The sequence below is a fragment of the Paenirhodobacter populi genome, assembly GCF_004022215.1.
In the GTDB taxonomy this organism is placed as follows: Bacteria; Pseudomonadota; Alphaproteobacteria; order Rhodobacterales; family Rhodobacteraceae; genus Rhodobacter; species Rhodobacter populi.
On the sequence record NZ_SAUZ01000019.1, the window covers coordinates 92323 to 114893 of the forward strand.

Sequence of the window (22571 nt, forward strand, 5' to 3'; positions counted from 1 at the left end):
ATGGGCCTTCCGGGGCGTCAGCCCCTCGGTTTGAGAAAGAAACGCGCGATCCTGTCGCCCAGAAGCGCGGAGGATTTCGGATCGTGCAACCGGGCTCCGGCGCGGTCGAGAATGGCGTCCGGCACCACGCCGGGGCCGCGCTTTTCCAGCATCCCCCCGATGAAACCGTCGTCGAATTCCGGATGCGCCTGCACCGTCAGCGCCGTGTCGCCATAGACCAGCGCGGCGTTTTCGCAGAAATCGTTGCAGCCGATCACCTGCGCGCCTTCGGGCAGGCGGGTGACCTGATCCTGATGCCAGGCGTTCAGCGTGACCTCTTCGCCGTCCAGAACGTAATCCTGCGCGCCGACGGCCCATCCGCCTGGATATTTCTCGACCTTGCCGCCCATCGCCTGGGCGATGATCTGATGGCCGAAGCAGATCCCCACCATCGGCACCTTGGCGGCGATGGCGTGGCGGATGAAATCCTCGAGCGGGGCGATGAACGGATGATCCTCATAGACGCCAAAACGCGACCCGGTGATCAGCCAGCCGTCGCAATCGTGGACGTCTTGCGGAAAGTCCATCTCGGCCACGCGATAGGTGCGAAAGGTCAGCCCATGCCCGGCCAGAAGCCGTTCGAACATGTCGGGGTAATCGCCGTCCTTTGCCCGCAAGACTTCGGGCGACTGGCCGGTTTGCAGAATACCGATTTGCATGAATATCTCTTGATTTTCGTCGCGACAGGTTAGCCCCGGCCAGAATGGCGGGCAAGGGGGGCCGGTCACACGGTGTCGAGGTACAGTTCGGTCTGCTCTTCCTCCGAAAGCTCGGCCATGTAGTGGATTTCCTGCCGCTTGGTCATCAGGAAATTCTCGATCAGCTCGCGCTCGAAGATCCGGGGGATCAGCGCGCAATTGTCGAAGGCGTTGATCGCCAGGTTCCACGTCGCCGGCAGCTGCGGCAGGCTCTGGGCATAGGCGTTGCCGACGATCGGCGGATCGGCGGGCATCTCATCCTCGATCCCCACGAGGGCGGCGCCAAGGACCGCGGCGATCATCAGATAGGGGTTCACGTCGCCGCCGGCCACGCGATGCTCGATCCGCCGGGCAGCGGGGCCCGAGGCCGGGATGCGCAGCGCGGCGGTGCGGTTTTCATAGGCCCAGCCGATCGAGGTGGGCGCATGCGCATTGGGCACCAGCCGGTCATAGCTGTTCGCATGGGGCGCGAAGATCAGCGTCGAGCCGGGCAGGGCGGCCAGACATCCCGCCACCGCATGGCGCAGCGCGTCGGAGCCCTTTTCCGTCCCGTCGTTGAAGATGTTGTCCCCCGCCGCGTCGAGGATCGAGAAATGCGTGTGCATCCCGTTCCCGGCCCACAGCTCATAGGGTTTGGCCATGAAAGAGGCGGCGAAGCCATGCGTGCGGGCCAGCCCCTTGACCAGCATCTTGAACAGCCACGTGTCATCCGCGGCCTTCAGCGCGTCGCCCTGATGCATCAGGTTGATCTCGAACTGGCCCGGCCCCGCCTCGGAAATCGCGGTATCGGCGGGGATGTCCATTTCCTCGCAGGCGGCATAGAGCGCGCTGAAGAAGGTGTCGAAGGTGTCGAGCGCGCGCAGCGACAGCGTTTCCCCGCCCGAGCGGCGCTTGCCCGACCGGGGCGAGGGCGGCACCCGCAGCGTCTTGCCGGAATCGTCGATCAGGAAGAATTCAAGCTCGGTCGCCACCACCGGCGTCAGCCCGCGCGCCTTGTAGCGGTCCACCACCCGCGCCAGCGCCTGACGCGGATCGCCCGCATAGGGGCGGCCGTCCATGTGGAACATCCAGATCGGCAAAAGCGCCGTCGGCGCCGACAGCCAGGGCATGGGCATGAAGCCGCGTTCCGTCGGTATCAGCAGACCGTCGCAATCGCCGGTGGCAAAGACCAGCGGGCTGTCCTCGATATCCTCGCCCCAGATATCCAGATTCATCACCGAAAAGGGGAAGCGCGTCCCTTCGGAAAACACCTTGCCTGCGAAACGCACGGGGATGCGTTTTCCCCGCGGCACCCCGTTCAGATCCGCCGCCGCCACGCGAATGGTGCGCACTTCGGGGTGTTCTTTCAGCCAGTCCATAACCTCACCTGACAATTTGCGGCCTGATCCTCAGCTTGGCACGCCGCTCAGCGGGAAGATGGCGGTTCAGGCGGCGGTTGATCATCCCGAAGACCGTGATCAGCGTCAAGGTCAGCAGGATGAAGTAGAATGCCGCGATCGGATAGGCGATGAACGGGTTGAACGTCTTGTCGGCAAAGAACTTGGCGTAATAGAGCGCGTCGCCTCTTTGCTGAAAGGCGGGGAAACCCGAAAAGAACACCAGCGTCGTGGCGTGAAACAGAAAGATCGCCTCGTTCGTATAGGCTGGCCATGCAAGGCGCAAGGTCGTCGGCCAGATCACCCGCCGGAATTTCGCCCAGCCGGTCATGCCGTAGGCGTCGGCGGCCTCGATATCGCCCTTGGGCACGGCGCGGAGCGCGCCATAGAAGATCTCGGCGGAATAGGCCGAGGTGTTGAGGAACAGCACCAGCAGCGCCCCGGCCCAGGCCGAGGTCATCCAGTTCGTGGCGATCAGGATGCCGCCGAGCGTGATCCCGCCGCGCGGCAGCAGCACCAGCATTTCGTAGATGATGAAGAACTGGATGAAGAGCGGCGAGCCGCGGAAGATGAAGATGAACCATTCGGCGGGCTTGCGCAGCCACGGATTGCCCGACGCCTTCGCCACCGCCAGCGCGGTGGCGAAGCCAAAGCCGAACAGCAGCGACAGGACTCCGAAATAGACGTTCCAGATCAGGCCGGAGCCGATCAGGGTGAACTGCTCGCACAGGGTGAAGGTGCCGCGCGGCAGCACACGCTCGCCGAACCCGATGGAGCGCAGCCCGTAGTCGGCGATGGTCTGGAGGCAGGTGTTCATGCGCGGGCCTCTTTCATGTCTGGGCCTTTCGCATTGCTTCGCCCGCCATCGTCGCCTGCCCCTGCGCCAGCCGCGCGGTCAGCCGGCCGAGGATGATTTCCGAAATCCGCGTCATGCCGAGGTAAAAGACCAGCAGCGCGAGGAAATACCACAGCCGCCAGTCGGGGTGCGGATAGTCGTAGATCTGCGATTTCGTCGCGCCCAGCTCGCGCGCCCAGTAGACGATGTCGGGAACCCCCAGCAGGAACAGCAGCGGCGTCGCCTTGATCAGGATCAGCCACAGGTTCGACAGGCCGGGCAGGGCGTAGGTCCACATCTGCGGGATCAGGATCCGGCGGCGGACCTGCGCCGTCGACATGCCATAGGCCTCGGCGGTTTCAAGCTGCGCGCGGGGCACGGCGTTCATCGCGCCATAGAGCACATTGGCCGCGAAGGCGCCGAAGACGATGGCAAAGGCGATCACGGCCAGGAAGAAGCCGTAAACCTCATGGTAGATCTGCGGCGAGGAGGACAGGGGCAGCTTGGCCGCGGCGCAGACGTTGAATTCGTTGTTCGACCAGACCGGCGCGTCGGAGGGCGGGCAGACCATCTTGTAGCGCAGATATTCCAGCGCCTGATCCATCGCCACCGGCACGAACAGGAAGAAGATGATGTCGGGCACCCCGCGCACCATCGAGGTATAGCCCTTGCCGAACCAGCGCAGCGGCGCGAAATGCGCCCGCGCGGCCAGCGCCCCGCCGAAGCCGAACAGCAGCGCGACCGGCGCGACGATCAGCATCAGCGCGATCACCACGAAGAACGAGGTGTAGAACATCATGTGCTTGCCCGAAGTCAGGTAGCACAGGAGCCAGCTCAGCCCCTCGAGTTGGGATGGATCGGCACAGTTTGAAAACATGGCTCACGTCGGATGGGAGAAGGGGGCGGGCAGGGGCCCGCCCCGGAACGTCAGCCGAACCTCAGAAGGTTTTCGCGTCCGCGCCGAACCATTTGGTGATCAGCGCGTTCAGCTCGCCGTTTTCCTTCAGCGTGGTGATGCCGGCGTTGAACTTGTCCTTCAGCGCGGTATCCGACTTGCGCAGGCCGATGCCGATCCCGTCGCCAAGCGGCACGTCCTCGCCGGCGATCACCAGACCCGAGCCATCGCTGATGAAGGGGGTCAGCGCGTCCTTGTCGGCAAAGACCGCATCAGCCTCGCCGTTCTTGACGGCGGCGATCGTGTCGTCGAGCGTGGCGAATTCCAGCAGCGTGGCGCCCGACTGGGCGATGTAATCCGCCTGGATCGTGCCCACCTGCGCGGCGATCACCCCCTGCAGGTCGACATCCTCATTCTGCGCCACATAGGCCGAAGCGGCCGGCGGGAAGTAGTTCTGCGTGAAGTCGATGGTCTGCTTGCGTTCTTCGGTGATGCTCATCCCGGCAAGGATGGTGTCGTAGTTGCCCGACAGCAGGTTCGGGATGATCGAATCCCAGTCATTGGTGACCCAGGTGCAGTTGAGCGACGCCATCTCGCACAGCTTGTCGCCGAGTTCGCGCTCGAAACCGTCGACCTCGCCCTTGTCGTTGATGAAGTTGTAGGGAGGGTAGGCGCCCTCGGTGCCCATGCGCACGACATCCTGCGCCATCGCGACGCCCGCGGTCATGGCCAGAACCGCCCCCGTCAGGATCAGCTTCTTCATTTCAGTCCCCTGTATTGCTGGTTGAAGGTCATCTGTCAGTGCGCAAGCGTCGCCGACAGGAATTGCTTGAGCCGCTCGGATTTCGGCGCGCCGAACAGTTGCGCGGGCGGGCCCTCTTCCTCGATCAGGCCCTGATGCAGGAAGATGACATGGTCGGACACATCCGCCGCCAGCCGCATGTCATGGGTGACGATGATCATCGTGCGTTCCTCATTGGCGAGGTCCTTGATGACCTTGACCACCTCCTGCTGCAGTTCCGGATCGAGCGCCGAGGTCGGTTCGTCGAACAGAAGCGCCTCGGGCTGCATGCACAGGGCGCGGGCGATGGCGGCGCGCTGCTGCTGCCCGCCCGAAAGCTGCGCGGGCCAGGCGTCGGCCTTGGATCCGATCCCCACCTTGTCGAGCAGCCTGCGCGCCAGCGCCTCGACCTCTTTCGGGTCGCGCTTCAGCACGGTGAGCGGCGCTTCCATGACGTTTTGCAGGATGGTCATGTGCGACCACAGGTTGAACTGCTGGAACACCATCGACAGGTTGGTGCGGATGCGCACGACCTGCCCCCGGTCGGCGGGATGGCGGCGCAGGCCTTCGCCCGCCCATTTCACCGCCTCGCCGTTGAACAGGATGTCGCCCTGCTGGCTGTCCTCAAGCAGGTTGCAGCATCGCAGAAGCGTGGATTTGCCCGACCCCGAAGAGCCGATGAGCGAGATCACCTTGCCCTTGTCGGCGCGCAGGGAAACGCCTTTCAGCACTTCCAGCGAGCCGTAGCTCTTGTGAAGGTCGCGGATTTCGATGACGGCTGGATTGATTGGCACGTTGTTTTCTCTGGGTCCGTTACCGGAGCTTGGGCCGATTTCCGCCATCAATGCAATGACGAAGCAGGCTCGGCAAGAGGAAACCGCCTTATCCCTGAGCAGGTGGTGAAAATTCAGGCGTCAGGCCTTCACGAACGGCGCGCTTCGACCCGTTGCCGCGCCAGAGCCGATTCGCGATCGTTGATGCCCAGCAGATTTGCCGCCAGCCGGATCAGCGCATCCTCTTCGGCCGAGCGGGCGTCATCGACCAGCGCGACATCCCACAGCGCCTCGATCACGCCGATGCGGTCGTCATGCGGGATCCTGTCCTTGATCGTGCGGGTGAAGCGCACGGTGTCGGGGGCCTCGCGCTCGATCGCCTCGGCCTGCCGGCGCAGTTGCGCCGCCTCCCACGGGCCAAGATTGCCGCGGGCGGCCAGAACGCGATCGATGCGTTCCTTTTCAGAGGCTTCGTAGCTGTCATCGGCGCGCGCGAGCCGCACCAGAAGAACGGCGATGGCCAGCTCCGCCTCTTCGGCGGAAAGCGGCGCGGGGGCGGGATCGGACAGCCGGGACAGGAGAGATTTGAACATGATCCCAATTTAATCAGTGTCCGGCGCGGGACAAGCATTCCCCGCAGCCCGCGACGATCGCCGGATCAACTTACGGGGATCGTGCCCCGGAGGGATCACCTGTCCCTCCGGCAGGCACGCTCCGGCCGGGATCAGCCGCGCGAGGCCTTTTCCGTGATGCCCGACGTGCCCTCGCGCCGTTCGAGTTCCGCCAGCACCTCGTCCAGCGTCACGCCCTTCGCCGTCAGCATCACCAACAGGTGGTAGAGCACGTCGGCGGATTCATAGACAAGGTTGTCGCGGTCGTCGCTGGCGACGGCCATGCAGGCCTCGATCGCCTCTTCGCCGAATTTCTGCGCGCATTTGTTTGCGCCCTTGGAGAACAGCTTGGCGGTCCAGCTGCTGTCCGGGTCCGCGCCCTTGCGCGATTCGATCGTGGCGGCGAGCCGTTCGAGCGTGTTCATGAAAGCCTCACGGGGATGCCTGCGGCGGCCATGTGTTCCTTGGCCTCGCGGATGGTATAGGTGCCGAAATGAAAGATCGAGGCGGCGAGCACGGCGCTTGCATGGCCCTCGCTCACCCCCTCGACGAGATGGTCGAGCGTGCCGACCCCGCCCGAGGCGATCACGGGAATCTCGACCGCATCGGCGATGGCGCGGGTCAGCGGCAGGTTGAACCCCGCTCGCGTGCCGTCCCGGTCCATCGAGGTGAGCAGGATTTCCCCCGCCCCCTTCGCTTCGACCGTGCGGGCGAAGGCGACCGCGTCGATGCCGGTGGGCTTGCGCCCGCCGTGGGTAAAGATCTCCCACCGGCCGGGCGCGACGGTCTTGGCGTCGATGGCGACGACGATGCATTGCGCGCCGAAGCGGTCGGCGGCCTCGGCCACCACATCGGGGTCGGCGACGGCGGCGGAGTTGAACGAAACCTTGTCGGCCCCGGCGAGCAGCAGCTTGCGCACATCCTCATGGCTACGCACGCCGCCGCCCACGGTCAGCGGCATGAAGCATTGCTCGGCCGTGCGGGTCACGAGGTCATACATCGTGCCGCGGTTTTCATGCGTTGCATGGATGTCGAGAAAACACAGCTCATCCGCGCCCGCCGCGTCATAGGCCTTGGCCGCCTCGACCGGGTCACCCGCGTCGATCAGGTTGACGAAGTTGACGCCCTTGACCACGCGGCCATCGGCGACATCGAGGCAGGGAATGATGCGGGTTTTCAGCATGCGAAACTCCTTCGGCGCCTGAATACAGATCCGCGCCGCCCGTGGCCAGCGTCGATTGGGGGCGCTGCCCCCGTCCTTCGGACTCCCCCGGGATATTTATGGAAGAATGAAGACAAAACGGCCCGACCCGGGACGCTCGGCGAAGCCGGGCCAGACCTTCATCCTTCACGGTCATCGGCGTCCCCGCCTGTTCTGCATATCCAGAATTGCCCGGATCTGGTAACTGAAGACTTAATGGCCTTCATTCTTCCATAAATATCCCGGGGGTGAGCCCGGAACGGGCGAGGGGGCTGGCCCCCTATGCCCTCAGCGCCGCAAGCGCCTCCGTCAGGTCGAGGGCGCCGTCATAGATCGCCCGGCCCGAGATCGCCCCGGCGATGACGCCCGTATCGCGCAGCCGCGTCAGGTCGGCGAGCGACGAGACGCCGCCCGAGGCGATGACGGGGACGGAGACGGCGCGGGCGAGCGCCTCGGTCGCGGCGATGTTCGGGCCGGTCATCGCGCCGTCGCGCAGGATGTCGGTGTAGATGATCGCGGCGACGCCCGCGTCCTCGAAGCTGCGGGCTAGGTCGGTGACCATGACGTCGGTTTCCTCGGCCCAGCCACGGGTAGCGACGCGGCCGTTGCGCGCGTCGATGCCGACGGCGACCTGACCGGGGAAGGCGCGGGCCGCCTCGCGCACCAGATCGGGGTTCTCCACCGCCACGGTGCCGAGGATGACGCGCGCGAGGCCCTTGGACAGCCAGCGCTCGATCGTCGCCATGTCGCGGATGCCACCGCCGAGCTGCGCTGGGACCTTGATACGGGCGAGGATCGCCTCGACCGCTGCCCCATTCACCGGCGCGCCGGCGAAGGCGCCGTTCAGATCGACGAGGTGGACCCAGGCGCAGCCCGCGGCCTCGAACGCCGCCGCCTGCTCGGCCGGGTCGTCACCGAAGACCGTCGCCTTGTCCATGTCGCCGTGCAGGAGCCGCACGCAATGGCCGTCCTTGAGGTCGATCGCGGGATAAAGGATCATGCTGTTCTCTTCATCTGGGAAGTCAGGGTTTCCAGCGCAGGAAATTCGCGATGAGGCGCAGCCCCGTCGCCTGCGATTTTTCCGGGTGGAACTGCGTGCCGACGATATTGTCGCGCCCGACGATCGCGGTGATCGGCCCGGCATAATCGACATGCGCCAGCAGATGCGCGGGATCCGCCACGTTGAAATGGTAGGAATGGACGAAATAGGCGTGATCGCCGGTTTTGATGCCGTCCAGCACCGCGTGCGGCCGGTCCACTACCAGATCGTTCCAGCCCATATGCGGCACCTTCAGCGCGGGATCGGCGGGGGTGATGCGCACCACCTCGCCGGGGATCCAGCCGAAGCCCTCGGTCGGCTCGAACTCCAGCCCGCGCGTCGCCAGCATCTGCATCCCGATGCAGATGCCAAGGAAGGGCGTGCCGCGGCGGGTCACCGCATCGGCGATCGCCTCGAACAGGCCGGTGTGGCGGATCAGCGCCGCGCGGCAGGAGGGGAAAGCCCCGTCGCCCGGCAGGACGATCCGGTCGGCCTTTGCCACCACATCGGGGTCGGAGGTCACGGTGACGGTGCCCAGCCCCTCTTCGCGCGCCATGCGTTCGAATGCCTTGCGTGCGGAATGCAGGTTGCCCGAATCGTAATCGACCAGAGCCGTGAGTGACATCAGAGCGCCCCCTTGGTCGAGGGCAGCGCCTGAGCCATGCGCGGGTCGATCTCGACCGCCATACGCAGCGCGCGGGCGACGGATTTGAACGCCGCCTCGGCGATGTGGTGGCTGTTGATCCCGTGCACCTTGTCGACATGCAGGGTGATGCCGCCATTCGTGCTGAGCGCCTGAAAGAATTCGCGCACCAGTTCCGTGTCGAAGGTGCCGATCTTCGGCGTCGGGAAATCGACGTTCCACACCAGCCAGGGCCGCGCCGACAGGTCCAGCGCCGTCGCCACCTGCGTGTCGTCCATCGCCAGCGCGAAATGGCCGTAGCGGCGGATGCCCTTCTTGTCGCCGATCGCCTTCACCAGCGCCTGCCCAAGAGCGATGCCGGTATCCTCGACCGTGTGGTGATCGTCGATGTGATAATCGCCCTCGGCCCGGATCGTCATGTCGATCAGCGAATGGCGCGACAGCTGATCCAGCATGTGGTCGAAGAAGCCCACCCCCGTCTTGTTGTCATAAATGCCGGTGCCGTCGAGGTTGATCGTGACGGAAATCGCGGTCTCGGCGGTCTTGCGGGTGATGGTGGCGGTGCGCATCGGTTTCCCCTTCGGTTCTGCCGCCTTATAGGGCGCTCGGAAAGGGTTGCAAAGCGGCGGAAAACAAAAGGACCGCCGATGGCGGTCCCGTTTGGTTCGCTGGAGCGGGCGAGGCGATTCGAACGCCCGACCCTAACCTTGGCAAGGTTATGCTCTACCCCTGAGCTACGCCCGCATCAGCGACATCACCGAAATGGAGCGGGCGAGGCGATTCGAACGCCCGACCCTAACCTTGGCAAGGTTATGCTCTACCCCTGAGCTACGCCCGCGCTGCCGTTTCGGTGAGCGGGGATTTAGGGGATGCCGTCCCGCCCTGCAAGAGGAAAATTCGCGTCCGGCGAATTTCCCGCCCCGGTTCAGGGCCGGGATCAGGGGCGGGCGAGCGGCAGCCGTTCCATCAGCGTGGCGATCCCCTGCACATCGACATTGGCGAAGGCGATGCGGAACTGTTTCCGGCCCGAGGGGTCGTCCTCGGGCGTGAACATCGTGCCGGGCAGCAGCAGCACCCCGCCTTCGCGCACCAGCCGTTGCGCATAGGCGGGCGAATCGGTGATGTCGGGGTGCTCGACATAGGCGAAATAGGCGCCGCAGCCGAGCATCTTCCACCCTTCGAGCTTGCTGAACCCGTCCAGCATCGCGCTGCGGCGGGCCAGGATCTCGGCCCGTTCGCCGGCGACCCATTGGGAAAGGTTGCGCAGACCCCAGAGCGCGCCGATCTGGCCCAGCTGGTTCGGGCAGATCGCCACGGTATCAAGGAATTTCTCCACCTCCTTCAGCCGCGCCTTCGAGGCGATGGCCAGACCGACGCGGTGCCCGGTCAGCCGGTAGGCCTTGGAAAAGCTGTAAAGGTGGATCAGCGTATCGGCCCAGTCGGGGTCGGTGAACAGCTCATGCGGGCGGCCGTCGCGGCTGTCGAAATCGCGGTAGGTTTCATCGACGATCAGCGCGATGCCCCGGCTGCGGCACAGATCGAGGAAGCCGCGCAGCGTTTCCGCCGGATATTCCGCGCCGCCCGGATTGTTGGGCGAGATCAGCACGATCGCCTTGGTCGCCGGGGTAATCAGCCCCGCCGCGCGTTCCGGATCGGGGATCAGATCCGCTTCGGTCGGCAGCGGAACCGCCGTGACCGACGTCATGTCGAGCCACATCTTGTGATTGAAATACCACGGCGTCGGCAGGATCACCTCATCCCCCGGGCCGGCGAGCGTCGCCATGATCGCGCAGAAGGCCTGATTGCAGCCCTGCGTGATGACCACCTGATCTTCGCTCACAGCACCGCCATAGGCCACGGACCATTGCGCGGCGACTTCGGCGCGCAGTTCGGGCAGGCCGAGGACGGGGCCGTAAAGATGCGCCGCCGTCTGGGTCAGGCAGGCATCGGCGATGGCGCGGCGCAGACCCTCGGGCGGCGGATCGAGGGGCGCTGCCTGCGCGAGGTTGATCAGCGGACGATCCGGCGGGAAGGTGACACCATCCAGCCAATTGCGCGATTCCATGATCGGCGGGGCGAAGGTGCGGCTGAAGGCGGGGTTGATCGTGTTCAGGGTCATGGCGTCCTCGAAACTCGGCGCCTGACCGCGCCGACCGGAAATGGCTTGGCGGGCGGGTCAGTCCGTGCCGCGGAACGGCTGGACATATTGCAGCGCGGTGTCCCACGGAAAGAAGATCCAGGTGTCCTGGCTGACCTCGGTCACATAGGTATCGACCTGCATCTTGCCCTTGGGCTTGGCGTAGATCGTGGCGAAATGCGCGCGCGGGTAGAGCGAGCGGACAAGCTCCACCGTCCGGCCGGAATCGACCAGATCGTCGACCACCAGAATGCCTTCGCCATCGCCCATCAGATCGGCCTGCGGCGCCTTGATGACCTGCGGCGGGTGCTGCGTCTGGTGGTTGTAGCCCTTGACCGAGATCGTATCGATCACCCGGATGTTCAGCTCGCGCGCGACGATGGCCGCGGGCACCAGCCCGCCGCGGGTGATGCCGACGATCGCCCGCCAGCTACCCTCCGGGCCGGGGCCATGCCCGTCCAGACGCCACGACAGCGCCCGCGCATCGCGGTGCAGTTGATCCCAGCTTACAAGAAAGCCCTTTTCATGCGGCAGACGTTCCATTTGAGCCTCAGGTAAGTGCCAGTTTCAGACCAAGAAGGGCCAGAAGCCCCCCGAACACGCGCTCCAACGCGGTTTTCAGACCGACATAGGCCCGTCGCGTCCGTTCGAGCGAAAAAATACGCGCGACCAGCATGGCGCAGGCGCTGTCGTTGACAAGCACCATCAGCAGGATTGCCGGATAGGCCCAGCCGGGCGCGTCGGGCGGCAGGAAGGTCAGGAACACCGTGCCGAAAAAGATCGCAGGTTTGGGATTGGCCAGCTGGATCGCCAGCCCCAGCCGGAACAGCCCGGCGTTGCTGCGCCCGGCGGTCTTCGCATCGGTTTCGTCGATCGGATCGGGGGCATGGCGCCACATCTTCACCGCCATCCACAGCAGGTAGGCGGCACCGGCGAATTTCAGCGCCGTCAGCAGGGCAGGGGCGATGCGGAACAGGACCGACAGCCCGAACAGCGCGGCCAGCGCCCAGAACGCGGCCCCGAGCCCGATCCCCAGCGACAGCCAGACGCCGCGCGCGAAACCTTCGCGCAGGCCGGTGCGGGCGGCCATCAGGATGGCCGGCCCGGGCGAGATCGCCGCCGCGAGCTGCACGAAATAGATCGCGGCCAGCGCCCCGAGCGTCATCTTATTCCTTGCGCCCCGTCACCACGTCGATGTCGGGCGCATCCACCGCCTTCATGCCGACGATATGGTAGCCCGCATCGACATGCAGCGTCTCGCCCGTCGTGGCGGTGCCCAGATCGGACAGCAGGAACAGCGCGGCCTTGCCCACCTCTTCCTGCGTCACGTTGCGGCGCAGGGGGGAGTTCAGCTCGTTCCACTTCAGGATATAGCGGAAATCGCCGATGCCCGAGGAGGCCAGCGTCTTGATCGGCCCGGCCGAGATCGCGTTCACCCGGATGCCGTCCTTGCCCAGATCCTCGGCGATGTATTTGACCGAAGCCTCCAGCGCGGCCTTGGCGACGCCCATGACGTTGTAATGCGGCATCACCTGTTCGGCGCCGTAATAGGTCAGCGTCAGCAGCGAGCCGCCATCCGGCATCAGATCCGCCGCGCGCTTGCAGACGGCGGTGAAGGAATAGACGGAAATGTCCATCGTCATCGTAAAGTTCGAGAGCGACGTATCCACGTAACGGCCGCGCAGCTCGTTCTTGTCGGAGAAACCGATTGCATGGACCACGAAATCGATCTTGCCCCAGCGGTCCTTCAGCGCGGCGAAGAGCGCGTCGAGCGATGCCTGATCGCCGACGTTGCATTCGACGAGGAAATCGGACCCGATTTCGGCCACCAGCGGCTCGACCCGCTTTTTCAGCGCATCGCCGTAATAGGAAAACGCCAGCTCGGCCCCCGCGTCGGCGCAGGCTTTGGCGATGCCCCAGGCGATCGACTTGTCATTGGCCAGGCCCATGATCAGCCCGCGCTTGCCCGCCAAAAGCGTGTTCGTCATGTCAGGTTACCCCCGCTTCCCTCTGGTAAGTGGCACAGCATTAGGCGAAACCTCATGGTGCATCAAGGCCGCTTGACGGGCATCTCCTCTGCTTCGCCGCCCGTGTGGCCCCTGAACCGGAGGATGAGATGAGCGACAGAACCGGGATTTTCGCAGGAGACGATCCCTTTGCCATCGCGGCGGCCTGGCTGAAAGAGGCCACCGCCACCGAACTCAACGACCCGAATGCGATCGCCCTTGCGACCGTCGACCCGACGGGGCTGCCGAATGTGCGGATGGTGCTGCTGAAGGAGATCGAGGGGCGGGACGCACCCTCGGGCGGGGCCTTCGTGTTCTACACCAACTACGGCTCGCGCAAGGGGCAGGAACTGGACGCCTCGGGCAAGGCGGCCTTCGTGATGCATTGGAAAAGCCTGCGCCGGCAGATCCGCGTGCGCGGGCTGGTGACGCGCGAAGAGGGGCCGCAGGCAGACGCCTATTACGCCTCGCGCTCGTTGCAGTCGCGACTCGGGGCCTGGGCCTCGCATCAGAGCCAGCCGCTGTCCTCGCGCGGGGCGCTGATGGCCGAAGTTGCAAAGGTGACGGCGCTGAAAGGCCCCAATCCGAAGCGCCCGCCGTTCTGGGGCGGCTACCGGATTACACCACTTGAGGTTGAATTCTGGGCGGATGGCGCCTTCCGGTTACATGACAGATTTCGATGGGAGCGGTCCGATTTTGCGTCTGATTGGCGCTGCGACCGGCTAAATCCGTGAATTTCAGGCCAAAATCGCCCATTAATTCAGCGCGAATACTGCAATCCGACAGGTTGTGGTCAGGAAAACCATACTTTTTTGCTTGAAACCTGCGCATAGCATGTGAGAGTGCGACGCGCCGGTCTCCGGTTGAGTTGAACTACCATAAAGTGTTTGGACGAGGAATGATGACGGATGAGAGGGCCGAGGCCCCAATCGTGCGCGGGCGTGTCAAATGGTTTGACCCCGCTAAAGGTTTCGGCTTCATTCTGAACGATCAGGGCGGCGCGGATATCCTGTTGCATGCGAATGTCCTGCGCAATTTTGGGCAAAGCTCCATCGCCGACAATGCTCAGGTGGTGGTTTCCGTGCAATCCACGCCGCGCGGCGTGCAGGCTGTGGAGGTGATAGAAATCATCCCGCCCGAAACCGAAAACCGTATGGTCCTGTCCGAGGATCTGGGCGGCGTGACGCTGGAGGTTCTGGCGCAGCTCCCCCTTTTGCCGGCACGGGTCAAATGGTTCGACAAGGGTAAGGGGTTCGGTTTCGCCAATGTCTTCGGCAAGCCCGAGGACATCTTCGTCCATATCGAGATCCTGCGTCGTTCCGGGCTTGCCGATCTTGCGGCGGGCGAGGCCATCTGCCTGCGCGTGATCGCAGGCAAGCGCGGCCAGATGGCGGTTGCGGTCTATTGCTGGGACGTGGCACAACAGACGCAGACCTCCGAAGGGACACCGGAGGCAGCGGGCAAAGAGGCGGAGAATGGTGATTTGCGGCTTGTGGGCCGCCGCTGAGCGGATGCCGGCCCCCCTTGGGGCCTTGGCGGCGCTGTTCGTTCTGGCCGCCGGGGCGGCGGGCGCGGCGCCCGTCTGCATGCCGGATCAGGCGATTCTGAGCGCCCCCGCCGGGCGCGAGGTCGCGCGGTTCCATGTCGAGATCGCCGATGACGCCGAGGAACGCGCCCAGGGGCTGATGGGGCGCGAACACCTGCCCACGGCATCGGGGATGCTGTTCGTCTATCCCGACGAGGAACCCGTCGCCTTCTGGATGCGCAACACGCTGATCCCGCTGGACATGCTGTTCATCGACGCTGCGGGGCGGATCGTCTCGATCCATTCCGAGGCGGTGCCGCTGGATGAAACGCCGATTCCATCCGGCGCCCCGGCGCAGTTCGTGCTGGAAATCAACGGCGGGCTTGCGCGGCGGATGCGGCTGGAACCGGGGATGGTGCTGTCGCATCCCGCGATTGACCCGTCGCAGGCCGCGATTCCCTGCGGCTGACCCCTTCCCTCCGCTGCGGCGCTTCTGTAGGAAGATCCCGTCGGGGCGTAGCGCAGCCTGGTAGCGCGACTGTTTTGGGTACAGTAGGTCGTGAGTTCGAATCTCGCCGCCCCGACCATCCGCCATAAAAGGCTCGAAACCCTCTCCGTCCTGCCCATATAGTGGCGCAACGGGCAGCGCCGCCTGCCTTGCGAACGGAAGGATCTCATCATGACAAACCCGCTTCTGGCCGACTGGACGGGGCCATTCGCGCTGCCGCCCTTTGCCGTGATCGGCGACGGGGATTTCGCCCCCGCCTTCGACGCCGCCCTGACCGAGGCCCGCGCCAATATCGCGCGGATCGCCGCGAATGCGGAACCCCCGACCTTCGCCAATACGATCGAGGCGATGGAGCAGGCCGAGACGCTGCTGGATCGCGTGTCGGGCGTTTTCTACAATCTGTCCAGCGCCGACAGCACCCCGGCGCGCGAGGCGCTGATGCGCGATCTGGCGCCGAAGATGGCGGCCTTCTCGTCCGAGGTGACGATGAACAAGGCGCTGTTCCGGCGCATCGACACGCTGTGGCAGGGGCGTGAGGCGCTGGACCTGACGCCCGAACAGCTCCGCGTGCTGGACCTGTATCACAAGATGTTCGTGCGCGCGGGGGCGGCGCTCGACGGGGCCGAGGCGCAGCGGATGGCGGCGATCCGCGAACGGCTCGCGGTGCTGTCGACCGCGTTCAGCCAGAACCTGCTGGCCGATGAACGCGACTGGTTCCGCCCGCTGTCGGAGGAAGACCTCGAAGGCCTGCCCGATTTCGTGGTCGAGGCCGCGCGCGAGGCCGGCCGCGAACGCGGGCAGGACGGGCCGGTGCTGACGCTGAACCGTTCGCTGATCGTGCCGTTCCTGCAATTCTCGCCCAAGCGCGAATTGCGCGAGATCGCCTATGAGGCATGGGGCGCGCGCGGCGCGAATGGCGGCGAGACGGACAACCGCGCCAATGCGGCGGAAATCCTCAAGCTGCGCGAGGAACGCGCGCATCTGCTGGGCTTCCCGAATTTCGCGGCCTTCAAGCTGGACGACGAGATGGCCAAGACCCCCGCGCAGGTGCGCGATCTGCTGATGCAGGTCTGGGCGCCCGCAAGGCGCAAGGCCGAGGCGGATGCAGAAACCCTGACCCGGATGATGCACGAAGACGGGGTGAACGGCGATCTTGAGGCATGGGACTGGCGCTACTATTCCGAAAAGCGTCGGGTGGCGGAATTCGATTTCGATGAATCGCTGCTGAAACCCTATCTGTCGCTGGATGCGATGATCGGCGCGGCGTTCGACACCGCGCACCGGCTGTTCGGGCTGGAATTCCGCGAACTCGACGGGCCGTTCTACCACCCGGATGTCCGCGGCTGGGAAGTGACCCGCAAGGGCCAACATGTCGCGGTCTTTCTGGGCGATTACTTCGCGCGTGGATCGAAACGCTCGGGCGCATGGTGCTCGGCCATGCGGTCGCAGAAAAAGCTCGGCGGCGAGACGCATGCGATCGTCGTCAACGTGTGCAACTTCACCAAGGGCAACCCGAGCCTGCTGTCCTACGACGATGCGCGCACGCTGTTCCACGAATTCGGCCATGCTTTGCATCAGATGCTGTCGGACGTGACCTATCAGTTCATCTCCGGCACCTCGGTTTCGCGCGATTTCGTCGAGCTGCCGAGCCAGCTTTACGAACACTGGCTGGAGGTGCCCGAGGTGCTGCAACGCCACGCGAGGCACTGGAAGACCGGCGAGCCGATGCCGCAGGCGCTGCTGGACAAGCTCTTGGCCGCGCAGACCTACGATCAGGGCTTCTCGACGGTGGAATATGTCGCCTCGGCGCTGGTCGATCTGGACTTCCACGACGGCCCCGCGCCGAAGGATCCGATGGCGCGGCAGGCGGAAATCCTGAAATCCATCGGCATGCCGCATGCGATCCGGATGCGCCACGCCACCCCGCATTTCAGCCATATCTTCTCGGGCGACGGCTATTCCTCGGGCTATTACAGCTACATGTGGTCCGAGGTGATGGATGCCGACGCCTTCGCCGCCTTCGAGGAACGCGGCGATGCCTTTGACCCGGAAACGGCGGAAAAGCTGGAGAAGTTCATCCTGTCGGCGGGCGGCTCGCGGCCGGCGGATGAATTGTGGCTGGCCTTCCGCGGCAAGAAGCCGGGGATCGAGGCGCTGCTGAAGGGGCGGGGGCTGCTGGAGACGGCCTGAGGGCCGTCAACCCTCCGGCTGCCAGACGTCCATGTGGATGATGACATCCGAATGGGGATAGGCCTCGATGATGCGGCGCTTCACCTCGGCGGCGATGGCATGGGCCTCGGACAGGGTCTGTCCGCCGTCGAGTTCGATATGCAGCTGCACGAACAGGATGGTTCCGGCGGTGCGGGTCTTCAGGTCGTGGAAGCCCCGCACGCCGGGGGTATCGCGCGCCAGACGCTCGATCTTCGCCAGAATGTCCTCGGGGGCGGAACGGTCCATCAGCGCGTGCCAGCCGCTGGCGCCGATGCGAACCGCGCCGCGAATCATGATCAGCGCGGCAAGGATGGCGACGATGCTGTCGACCCTGCTCCAGCCGAACCGCGCCGACAGGAACAGCGCGAGGATCGCGCCACAGGTGGGCAGCAGGTCGCCGACGTAATGCAGCATGTCGGCCGAAACGATCTTGTTCCCGGTCGAACGCGACACCCGCGCCTGCCACGCGACCAGCCCCATGGTGATCGCCGCCGAAATCGCCATGACCGCGACGCCCAGCCCCTCCTGCGCCAGCGGATGGGGTTCCGGGTTGACCAGCCGGTGCGCGGCGGTCCACAGGATCGCGCAGCCCGAGGCGAAGACAAAGATCGCCTGCCCGAGCGAGGTCAGATCCTCGACCGCCGCATGGCCGAAGGCATGGTCCTGATCGGCGGGCCGGGCGGCATAGATGATCGCCACCAGCCCGATGAGCGAGATCAGCAGATCCATCGAGGAATCGGCGAGCGAGGCCGCGATCGACAGCGCCCCCGTTGCCCAAAGCGCCCAGAGCTTGAGCAGCACCAGCGTGCTCGCCACGGCGACCGAGGCAAGCCCCGCCGAAACGTTCAGGCGGAGTTCGGAATCAAACTTGGGCATGGCCGCGATCCTGCGCGATTTGGCCGTCTCTGTCGGCGAACGCGCCCGGTCTAGTTGCGGATCTCGTCCGGATCAACACCCCAGATCTTGGTTTTCTCGATCCAGCCATCGGCTTTCTGGGCCGAAACCTTGCACCAGTCCTTGTTGCAATCGCCAAGCTTGGCGATCGATCCCGCCTCGGCCAGCGCGACGACCGTGGATTTTTCGTCCGGTCGGGAATGAAGCTGGGCCAGATCCTCGTCGATGATGACGGTGCGCGACCCGGACAGAAGCGAATAATGGACCCAGCCGCCCGCGCCGTCGCGATCCTCGACCCGGCGCCAGTTGCCGAATTCGGCGGTGACCTTCAGCGGCATCCCCGCATGCTTGAACACCCAGTCGATCCGGTGGGACAGCGAAGGCCCGCGCCGGGCGTTGCCCTCGGACCCCTTGAGCGACAGGAACCGCGGCAGCGGCAGGTTGGTCACCGGGCCGCGTCCCTGCTGGCCGGCCAGCGCCATCGACACATCCATGTCCGAGGGCGGGGGGCCGTCATCTCCGTCTTCCTGCGCGCGCGCCGGGGCCGTCAGGGCCAGCGTTGCCGCAAGGATCAGGACCGCGAATCGCGTCGGTTTGGCGCAACGGGATTGCGCACGGCTCGGATATGGTGCCATCTCTGCTCTCTCCGGGTCTTGTGTCTCGACCCTTTGGGCGGCAGTTTGCACGCAAGCCCGGGGCTTTGGAAGAGAGGAGTGCCGAATCCATGCCTGCACCCAAGCTCAGTGTTGTCGTGACGCGACGCCTGCCGGAGCCCGTCGAATCCCGCATGGATGAGCTTTTCGACGTCGAGCGCCGCGAAACCGATGAACCGATGACGCGCGAGGAATTGATCGCGGCGATGCAGCACGCCGATGTGCTGGTGCCGACGATCACCGACAGGATCGACGCCGAGCTTATCGCCGCCGCGGGGCCGCGCCTGCAGCTGATCGCGAATTACGGCGCCGGGGTGGACCATATCGACATTCCCGCCGCGCGCGGGCGGGGGATCCTTGTGTCCAATACCCCCGGCGTGGTGACCGAGGATACCGCGGACATGACCATGGGGCTGATTCTGGCGGTGACCCGACGCATCCCCGAGGGGCTGGCGCTGATGCAGTCGGGCGACTGGCAGGGCTGGTCGCCGAACGCGCTTCTGGGCGGGCGGATCGGCGGGCGGCGGCTCGGCATCCTCGGCATGGGGCGGATTGGGCAGGCGGTGGCGCGGCGGGCGCGGGCCTTCGGCATGCAGATCCATTACCACAACCGCCGACGCCTGCGGCACGAGGTCGAGGCCGCGCATGGCGCGACCTTCTGGGAAAGTCTCGATCAGATGATCGCCCGGATGGACGTGATTTCCATCAACTGCCCGCATACGCCCTCGACCTATCATCTGCTGAACGCGCGCCGGCTGAAGATGATGAAGCCGACCGCGGTGGTGGTGAACACCTCGCGCGGCGAGGTGATCGACGAAAACGCCCTGACCCGCGCCCTGCGCGCGGGCGAGATCGCGGGCGCCGGGCTCGACGTGTTCGAGGGGCGCCACCAGATCAACCCGCGCCTGCGCGCGCTGCCGAATGTGGTGCTGCTGCCGCATATGGGCTCCGCCACGGTCGAGGCACGGGTGGAGATGGGCGAAAAGGTCATCGTCAACATCCGCACCTTTGCCGACGGGCACCGGCCGCCGGATCTGGTCGTTCTGAGCATGATCTGAAATCATGCGGGGAAACGCCGGCCTGTGGTTGCCTTGGGGGCTGGGGGCTTATTTCCTCGCCCAGACGATCGTGCGCCTGTGGGTCGGCCCGGGCGTGCAGCTCGACGAGGCCGAGCTACTGGTCATGGCGCGCGATTTCCGCTGGGGCTACGGGCCGCAGGAGCCGCTGTACAACTGGTTGCAGGCCGGGGTGTTCTCGCTTCTGGGGGTGAATGTCGCCGCGCTGGTGGTGACCAAGAACGCCTGCCTGTGGCTGTTCTACATGCTGGTCTTCCTCGGACTGCGCCGGTTCTGCGATGCGCGGCGGGCGGCGGTGGCGGTGCTGAGCCTGCTGTTCGTGCCCACCATAGTGTGGGAGGCGCAGCGCACCCTGTCGCATTCCGTCGCGCTGATGGTCATGTCGGCGGCCTTCCTCTGGGCGGTCTGCGGGCTGCTGCGGCGGGACAGCTGGCGGGGGTGGCTGCTGCTTGGGCTGACGGCCGGTCTGGGCGGGCTGTCGAAGACGAATTTCTGGATCCTGCCGCCCGCGCTGGCGCTGGCGCTGTGGTCGCTGCCGCCGGCGCCGGGCCGCACGGGGCAGGGGCCGGGGGCGCTGCGCGGCGGGCTGCTGGCGGCGCTGGTGGCCGTGGCGATCCTGATCGGTCCGTTGCTCTGGGACATGGCGCATCCGGACCTTGCGCTGATGTCCGTCGGCAAGCTCTACCGCGACGAGGCGCCGGTTCTGGGCGGCCGATACCTTGGCGGCGTATTCGAGGTGATCGAGGCGGCGGTGCTGACCTTCGTCCTTCTGTTGCCGGTGGTCCTTGCCGCCCGCTGGTTCGCCCGGCGTGGGGCGCCGGAGGTGCCGCCCCCCGAGGCGGTCTGGATCCGGCGCCTGCTGCTGCGCAGCCTGTTCGTCGGGCTGGGGGTGCTGGCCGTGGCGATGACCATCGCCGGGGCGGCGCGGGTGTCGCCGCGCTGGCTGTTGCCGCTGGCGGTGCCGGGTGCGGCGGGCCTTGCGCTCTGGGCGCTCGAGGCCGGCGTGGTGCGTGTGGGCCGGGTGATCACCAGCGCCGCGGTGGTCGTTGCGCTCACGGTGCTGATCGGGATCGCGGTGGTCTTCGGCACCCGCCCCTCGCGGCTGAGCGACGATTACACCGCATTGCATGACCGTGTGCGGGAACTTGCCGCCGAAAACGGCGCGCATGTGACCGGCGCGATACGGGATCTGGGCGCGCTTCTGGCCGTAGGGCCGGATCTGCCCGTGGCGGCGGAACCGCCCCTGGGCCCCGCGTATCCGCCGGGCAGGCCGCTTCTGCGCGTCACACCGGGGCAGGGCGACGATACCCCGCCGGCACAGGGCGCGGAGCTGCGCGGGCACGAGATCCTGCCCGTTCCGAACCGGATCGATCCGGACCGGGCGCATGATTTCGCGGTGGAGATCTGGGATCTGCCCTGACGACAGGCCGCTGCGCGGAATGGATTCACCACCCGGAGCGGCCTTCTGGTCTTCATCTTTCCTTAAATATCCCGGGGGTGAATTTGCGCAGCAAAGAGGGGGCAGGGCCCCCTCGCCGGTCGTCACGGGCGCGTCCGGTTACTGTCGGCGCGCGGTCAGCCAGGCCCGCCAGACATCCGTCGACCCGGCAAAGGCGTTGATGTCGGAAATCCCGCCCACGCCCTGCACGACACCGGTGCCGGTCCATTGCCAGAAGCTCCAGCGTTCCCCCGGATAGCGTTCCGACGGATGCCCCGCGGTTGAGCGCAGCCAGAATTCCACGCCGCGCAGCCGGCCGAGGTCGTTTTCGGCATAGAAGTCCGGGGTGGTGTAGATCACCGCGCGGGTGCGGTAATAGGCCTCGACGATCGAGACATATTCCATGATCTCCGCCCGCGTCGTTGCCGGATCGGGGAAGCGGCGGCAGGACTTGGACTGGTGATTCCATTCGATGTCCAGCACCGGCGGCAGATCGCCCCGCACGCGAGGCACGTTCTTGATATACCAGTTCGCCTGTTCGCGCGGCGTGCGGCAGAAGTAATAGAAATGATAGGCGCCGACGGGCACGCCCGCCGCGCGCGCCAGCGGCGCGTTCAGCGCATAGCCCGGATCGACGTAATTGCCGCCCTCGGTCGCCTTCAGCCAGGCGAAATTCACCCCGCCCTCGCGCGCCGCGAACCAGTTGATCTTGCCCTGATAGCGGGCCGCGTCGATCCCGTGGATCGGCAACATGGAAGGGGAGATGTCCTTCCACTGATGCGGGCGCGTATCGCCGAATTGCGCGGGCACCCCCGGCGCGCGGTAATCGGCGGGATTCATCTGTGTCGGGCTCATCAATGTGCCCCGCTTCACCGCGCTGTCCCTGCCGCCGCAGGCTGCCAGAACGCCAAGAAGAACCACTGCCGCCATTGTTCTTATCGTTATCATCGAAGCACCCTCATATTTGCCGCAGAATCCGGCAAAACCCGGCCGTTGTCACGAGGGCGCGGCGCCAATCTTTGTGCCGATGCCGCCTTTCCGCCGGTGTGGGGGATGCGTGTGATTTTGGGGAATCTTCCGGATGGGGCGGGTTTGCGTGTCGGGGGGGGGCGGGGGGGGGGGGGGGGGGGGGGGGGGGGGGGGGGGGGGGGGGGGGGGGGGGGGGGGGGGGGGGGGGGGGGGGGGGGGGGGGGGGGGGGGGGGGGGGGGGGGGGGGGGGGGGGGGGGGGGGG

The 22571-nt window shown here is 65.8% G+C and carries 25 protein-coding genes and 3 tRNA genes; 7 read left to right on the plus strand and 21 right to left on the minus strand.

The features are described 5' to 3' along the window. Positions 1–17: 17 nt before the first annotated feature. The 18 genes from D2T30_RS16325 to fabI all read right to left on the minus strand — a co-directional run bounded on the left by D2T30_RS16325 (position 18) and on the right by fabI (position 13016). On the minus strand, positions 18–698 hold the full coding sequence (locus D2T30_RS16325) for a type 1 glutamine amidotransferase (RefSeq protein WP_128209751.1): 681 nt from the start codon (positions 696–698) through the stop codon (positions 18–20). 65 nt (positions 699–763) lie between these two features. Then, positions 764–2095, minus strand: a complete 1332-nt coding sequence (locus D2T30_RS16330) for a glutamine synthetase family protein (protein WP_128185270.1) — start codon at positions 2093–2095, stop codon at positions 764–766. 4 nt (positions 2096–2099) lie between these two features. Continuing rightward, complete coding sequence (locus D2T30_RS16335; protein WP_128209752.1) at positions 2100–2930, minus strand: ABC transporter permease; 831 nt, start codon at positions 2928–2930, stop codon at positions 2100–2102. A 13-nt stretch (positions 2931–2943) separates the two neighbouring features. Further along, positions 2944–3825, minus strand: a complete 882-nt coding sequence (locus D2T30_RS16340; protein ID WP_128185274.1) for an ABC transporter permease — start codon at positions 3823–3825, stop codon at positions 2944–2946. Between the two features lie 61 nt (positions 3826–3886). Further along, on the minus strand, positions 3887–4606 hold the full coding sequence (locus tag D2T30_RS16345) for a transporter substrate-binding domain-containing protein (protein WP_128185276.1): 720 nt from the start codon (positions 4604–4606) through the stop codon (positions 3887–3889). A gap of 35 nt (positions 4607–4641) precedes the next feature. Beyond that, positions 4642–5418, minus strand: coding sequence for an ABC transporter ATP-binding protein (locus D2T30_RS16350; RefSeq protein WP_241560640.1), 777 nt, complete (start codon positions 5416–5418; stop codon positions 4642–4644). A 128-nt stretch (positions 5419–5546) separates the two neighbouring features. Continuing rightward, positions 5547–5990: a tellurite resistance TerB family protein gene (locus D2T30_RS16355; RefSeq protein WP_206612987.1), complete on the minus strand. Its 444-nt coding sequence runs from the start codon at positions 5988–5990 to the stop codon at positions 5547–5549. 131 nt (positions 5991–6121) lie between these two features. Continuing rightward, on the minus strand, positions 6122–6433 hold the full coding sequence (locus D2T30_RS16360) for a phosphoribosyl-ATP diphosphatase (RefSeq protein WP_128185282.1): 312 nt from the start codon (positions 6431–6433) through the stop codon (positions 6122–6124). Beyond that, the gene (gene hisF / locus D2T30_RS16365) at positions 6430–7191 is read right to left on the minus strand and encodes an imidazole glycerol phosphate synthase subunit HisF (RefSeq protein ID WP_128209755.1); all 762 of its coding nucleotides are present in this window, start codon (positions 7189–7191) and stop codon (positions 6430–6432) included. The genes D2T30_RS16360 and hisF overlap by 4 nt, the downstream gene beginning before the upstream one ends. Positions 7192–7489: 298 nt before the next feature. Further along, positions 7490–8209, minus strand: a complete 720-nt coding sequence (gene hisA / locus D2T30_RS16370) for a 1-(5-phosphoribosyl)-5-[(5-phosphoribosylamino)methylideneamino]imidazole-4-carboxamide isomerase (protein ID WP_128209756.1) — start codon at positions 8207–8209, stop codon at positions 7490–7492. A gap of 22 nt (positions 8210–8231) precedes the next feature. After that, complete coding sequence (gene hisH / locus D2T30_RS16375) at positions 8232–8873, minus strand: imidazole glycerol phosphate synthase subunit HisH (RefSeq protein ID WP_128209757.1); 642 nt, start codon at positions 8871–8873, stop codon at positions 8232–8234. Beyond that, on the minus strand, positions 8873–9460 hold the full coding sequence (hisB, locus tag D2T30_RS16380) for an imidazoleglycerol-phosphate dehydratase HisB (protein WP_128209758.1): 588 nt from the start codon (positions 9458–9460) through the stop codon (positions 8873–8875). The genes hisH and hisB overlap by 1 nt, the downstream gene beginning before the upstream one ends. 100 nt (positions 9461–9560) lie before the next feature. Beyond that, a tRNA-Gly gene (locus D2T30_RS16385) sits at positions 9561–9635 on the minus strand. A 19-nt stretch (positions 9636–9654) separates the two neighbouring features. Next, positions 9655–9729, minus strand: a tRNA-Gly gene (locus D2T30_RS16390). A 99-nt stretch (positions 9730–9828) separates the two neighbouring features. After that, the gene (locus tag D2T30_RS16395; RefSeq protein WP_128209759.1) at positions 9829–11010 is read right to left on the minus strand and encodes an aminotransferase; all 1182 of its coding nucleotides are present in this window, start codon (positions 11008–11010) and stop codon (positions 9829–9831) included. A 57-nt stretch (positions 11011–11067) separates the two neighbouring features. Further along, the gene (gpt, locus tag D2T30_RS16400; RefSeq protein ID WP_128185294.1) at positions 11068–11571 is read right to left on the minus strand and encodes a xanthine phosphoribosyltransferase; all 504 of its coding nucleotides are present in this window, start codon (positions 11569–11571) and stop codon (positions 11068–11070) included. Positions 11572–11578: 7 nt separating this feature from the next. Beyond that, positions 11579–12193, minus strand: coding sequence for a LysE family translocator (locus tag D2T30_RS16405; protein ID WP_128209760.1), 615 nt, complete (start codon positions 12191–12193; stop codon positions 11579–11581). A 1-nt stretch (position 12194) separates the two neighbouring features. Then, positions 12195–13016: an enoyl-ACP reductase FabI gene (gene fabI / locus D2T30_RS16410; RefSeq protein ID WP_128185298.1), complete on the minus strand. Its 822-nt coding sequence runs from the start codon at positions 13014–13016 to the stop codon at positions 12195–12197. 128 nt (positions 13017–13144) lie between these two features. Here fabI and pdxH point away from each other — a divergent pair, with 128 nt between their 5' ends. The 5 genes from pdxH (at position 13145) to D2T30_RS16435 (ending at position 17257) form a co-directional block, all read left to right on the plus strand. After that, a complete protein-coding gene (pdxH, locus tag D2T30_RS16415) occupies positions 13145–13768 on the plus strand; it encodes a pyridoxamine 5'-phosphate oxidase (protein ID WP_128209761.1) in 624 nt (207 codons plus the stop codon). A 164-nt stretch (positions 13769–13932) separates the two neighbouring features. Next, positions 13933–14541 (plus strand): cold-shock protein, encoded by a 609-nt coding sequence (locus D2T30_RS16420; RefSeq protein ID WP_128185302.1) that lies wholly within the window; start codon positions 13933–13935, stop codon positions 14539–14541. 4 nt (positions 14542–14545) lie between these two features. Next, the gene (locus tag D2T30_RS16425; protein ID WP_128209762.1) at positions 14546–15028 is read left to right on the plus strand and encodes a DUF192 domain-containing protein; all 483 of its coding nucleotides are present in this window, start codon (positions 14546–14548) and stop codon (positions 15026–15028) included. A 41-nt stretch (positions 15029–15069) separates the two neighbouring features. Next, positions 15070–15146, plus strand: a tRNA-Pro gene (locus tag D2T30_RS16430). Between the two features lie 92 nt (positions 15147–15238). Next, entirely contained in the window at positions 15239–17257 is a 2019-nt protein-coding gene (locus D2T30_RS16435) for a M3 family metallopeptidase (protein ID WP_128209763.1), read from the plus strand. 6 nt (positions 17258–17263) lie between these two features. Here the strand turns inward: D2T30_RS16435 and D2T30_RS16440 are convergent, their stop codons facing one another. Continuing rightward, positions 17264–18154 (minus strand): cation diffusion facilitator family transporter, encoded by an 891-nt coding sequence (locus D2T30_RS16440; RefSeq protein WP_128209764.1) that lies wholly within the window; start codon positions 18152–18154, stop codon positions 17264–17266. Positions 18155–18204: 50 nt separating this feature from the next. Beyond that, a complete protein-coding gene (locus D2T30_RS16445) occupies positions 18205–18807 on the minus strand; it encodes an SH3 domain-containing protein (RefSeq protein WP_128185310.1) in 603 nt (200 codons plus the stop codon). Positions 18808–18896: 89 nt separating this feature from the next. Here D2T30_RS16445 and D2T30_RS16450 point away from each other — a divergent pair, with 89 nt between their 5' ends. Further along, complete coding sequence (locus D2T30_RS16450) at positions 18897–19883, plus strand: 2-hydroxyacid dehydrogenase (RefSeq protein WP_128209765.1); 987 nt, start codon at positions 18897–18899, stop codon at positions 19881–19883. 4 nt (positions 19884–19887) lie between these two features. After that, the gene (locus D2T30_RS16455; protein ID WP_128209766.1) at positions 19888–21321 is read left to right on the plus strand and encodes a glycosyltransferase family 39 protein; all 1434 of its coding nucleotides are present in this window, start codon (positions 19888–19890) and stop codon (positions 21319–21321) included. Between the two features lie 138 nt (positions 21322–21459). On the opposite strand, the gene D2T30_RS16460 is transcribed toward D2T30_RS16455, so the two are convergent. Next, positions 21460–22269, minus strand: coding sequence for a GH25 family lysozyme (locus tag D2T30_RS16460; RefSeq protein WP_241565239.1), 810 nt, complete (start codon positions 22267–22269; stop codon positions 21460–21462). Positions 22270–22571: the final 302 nt, after the last annotated feature.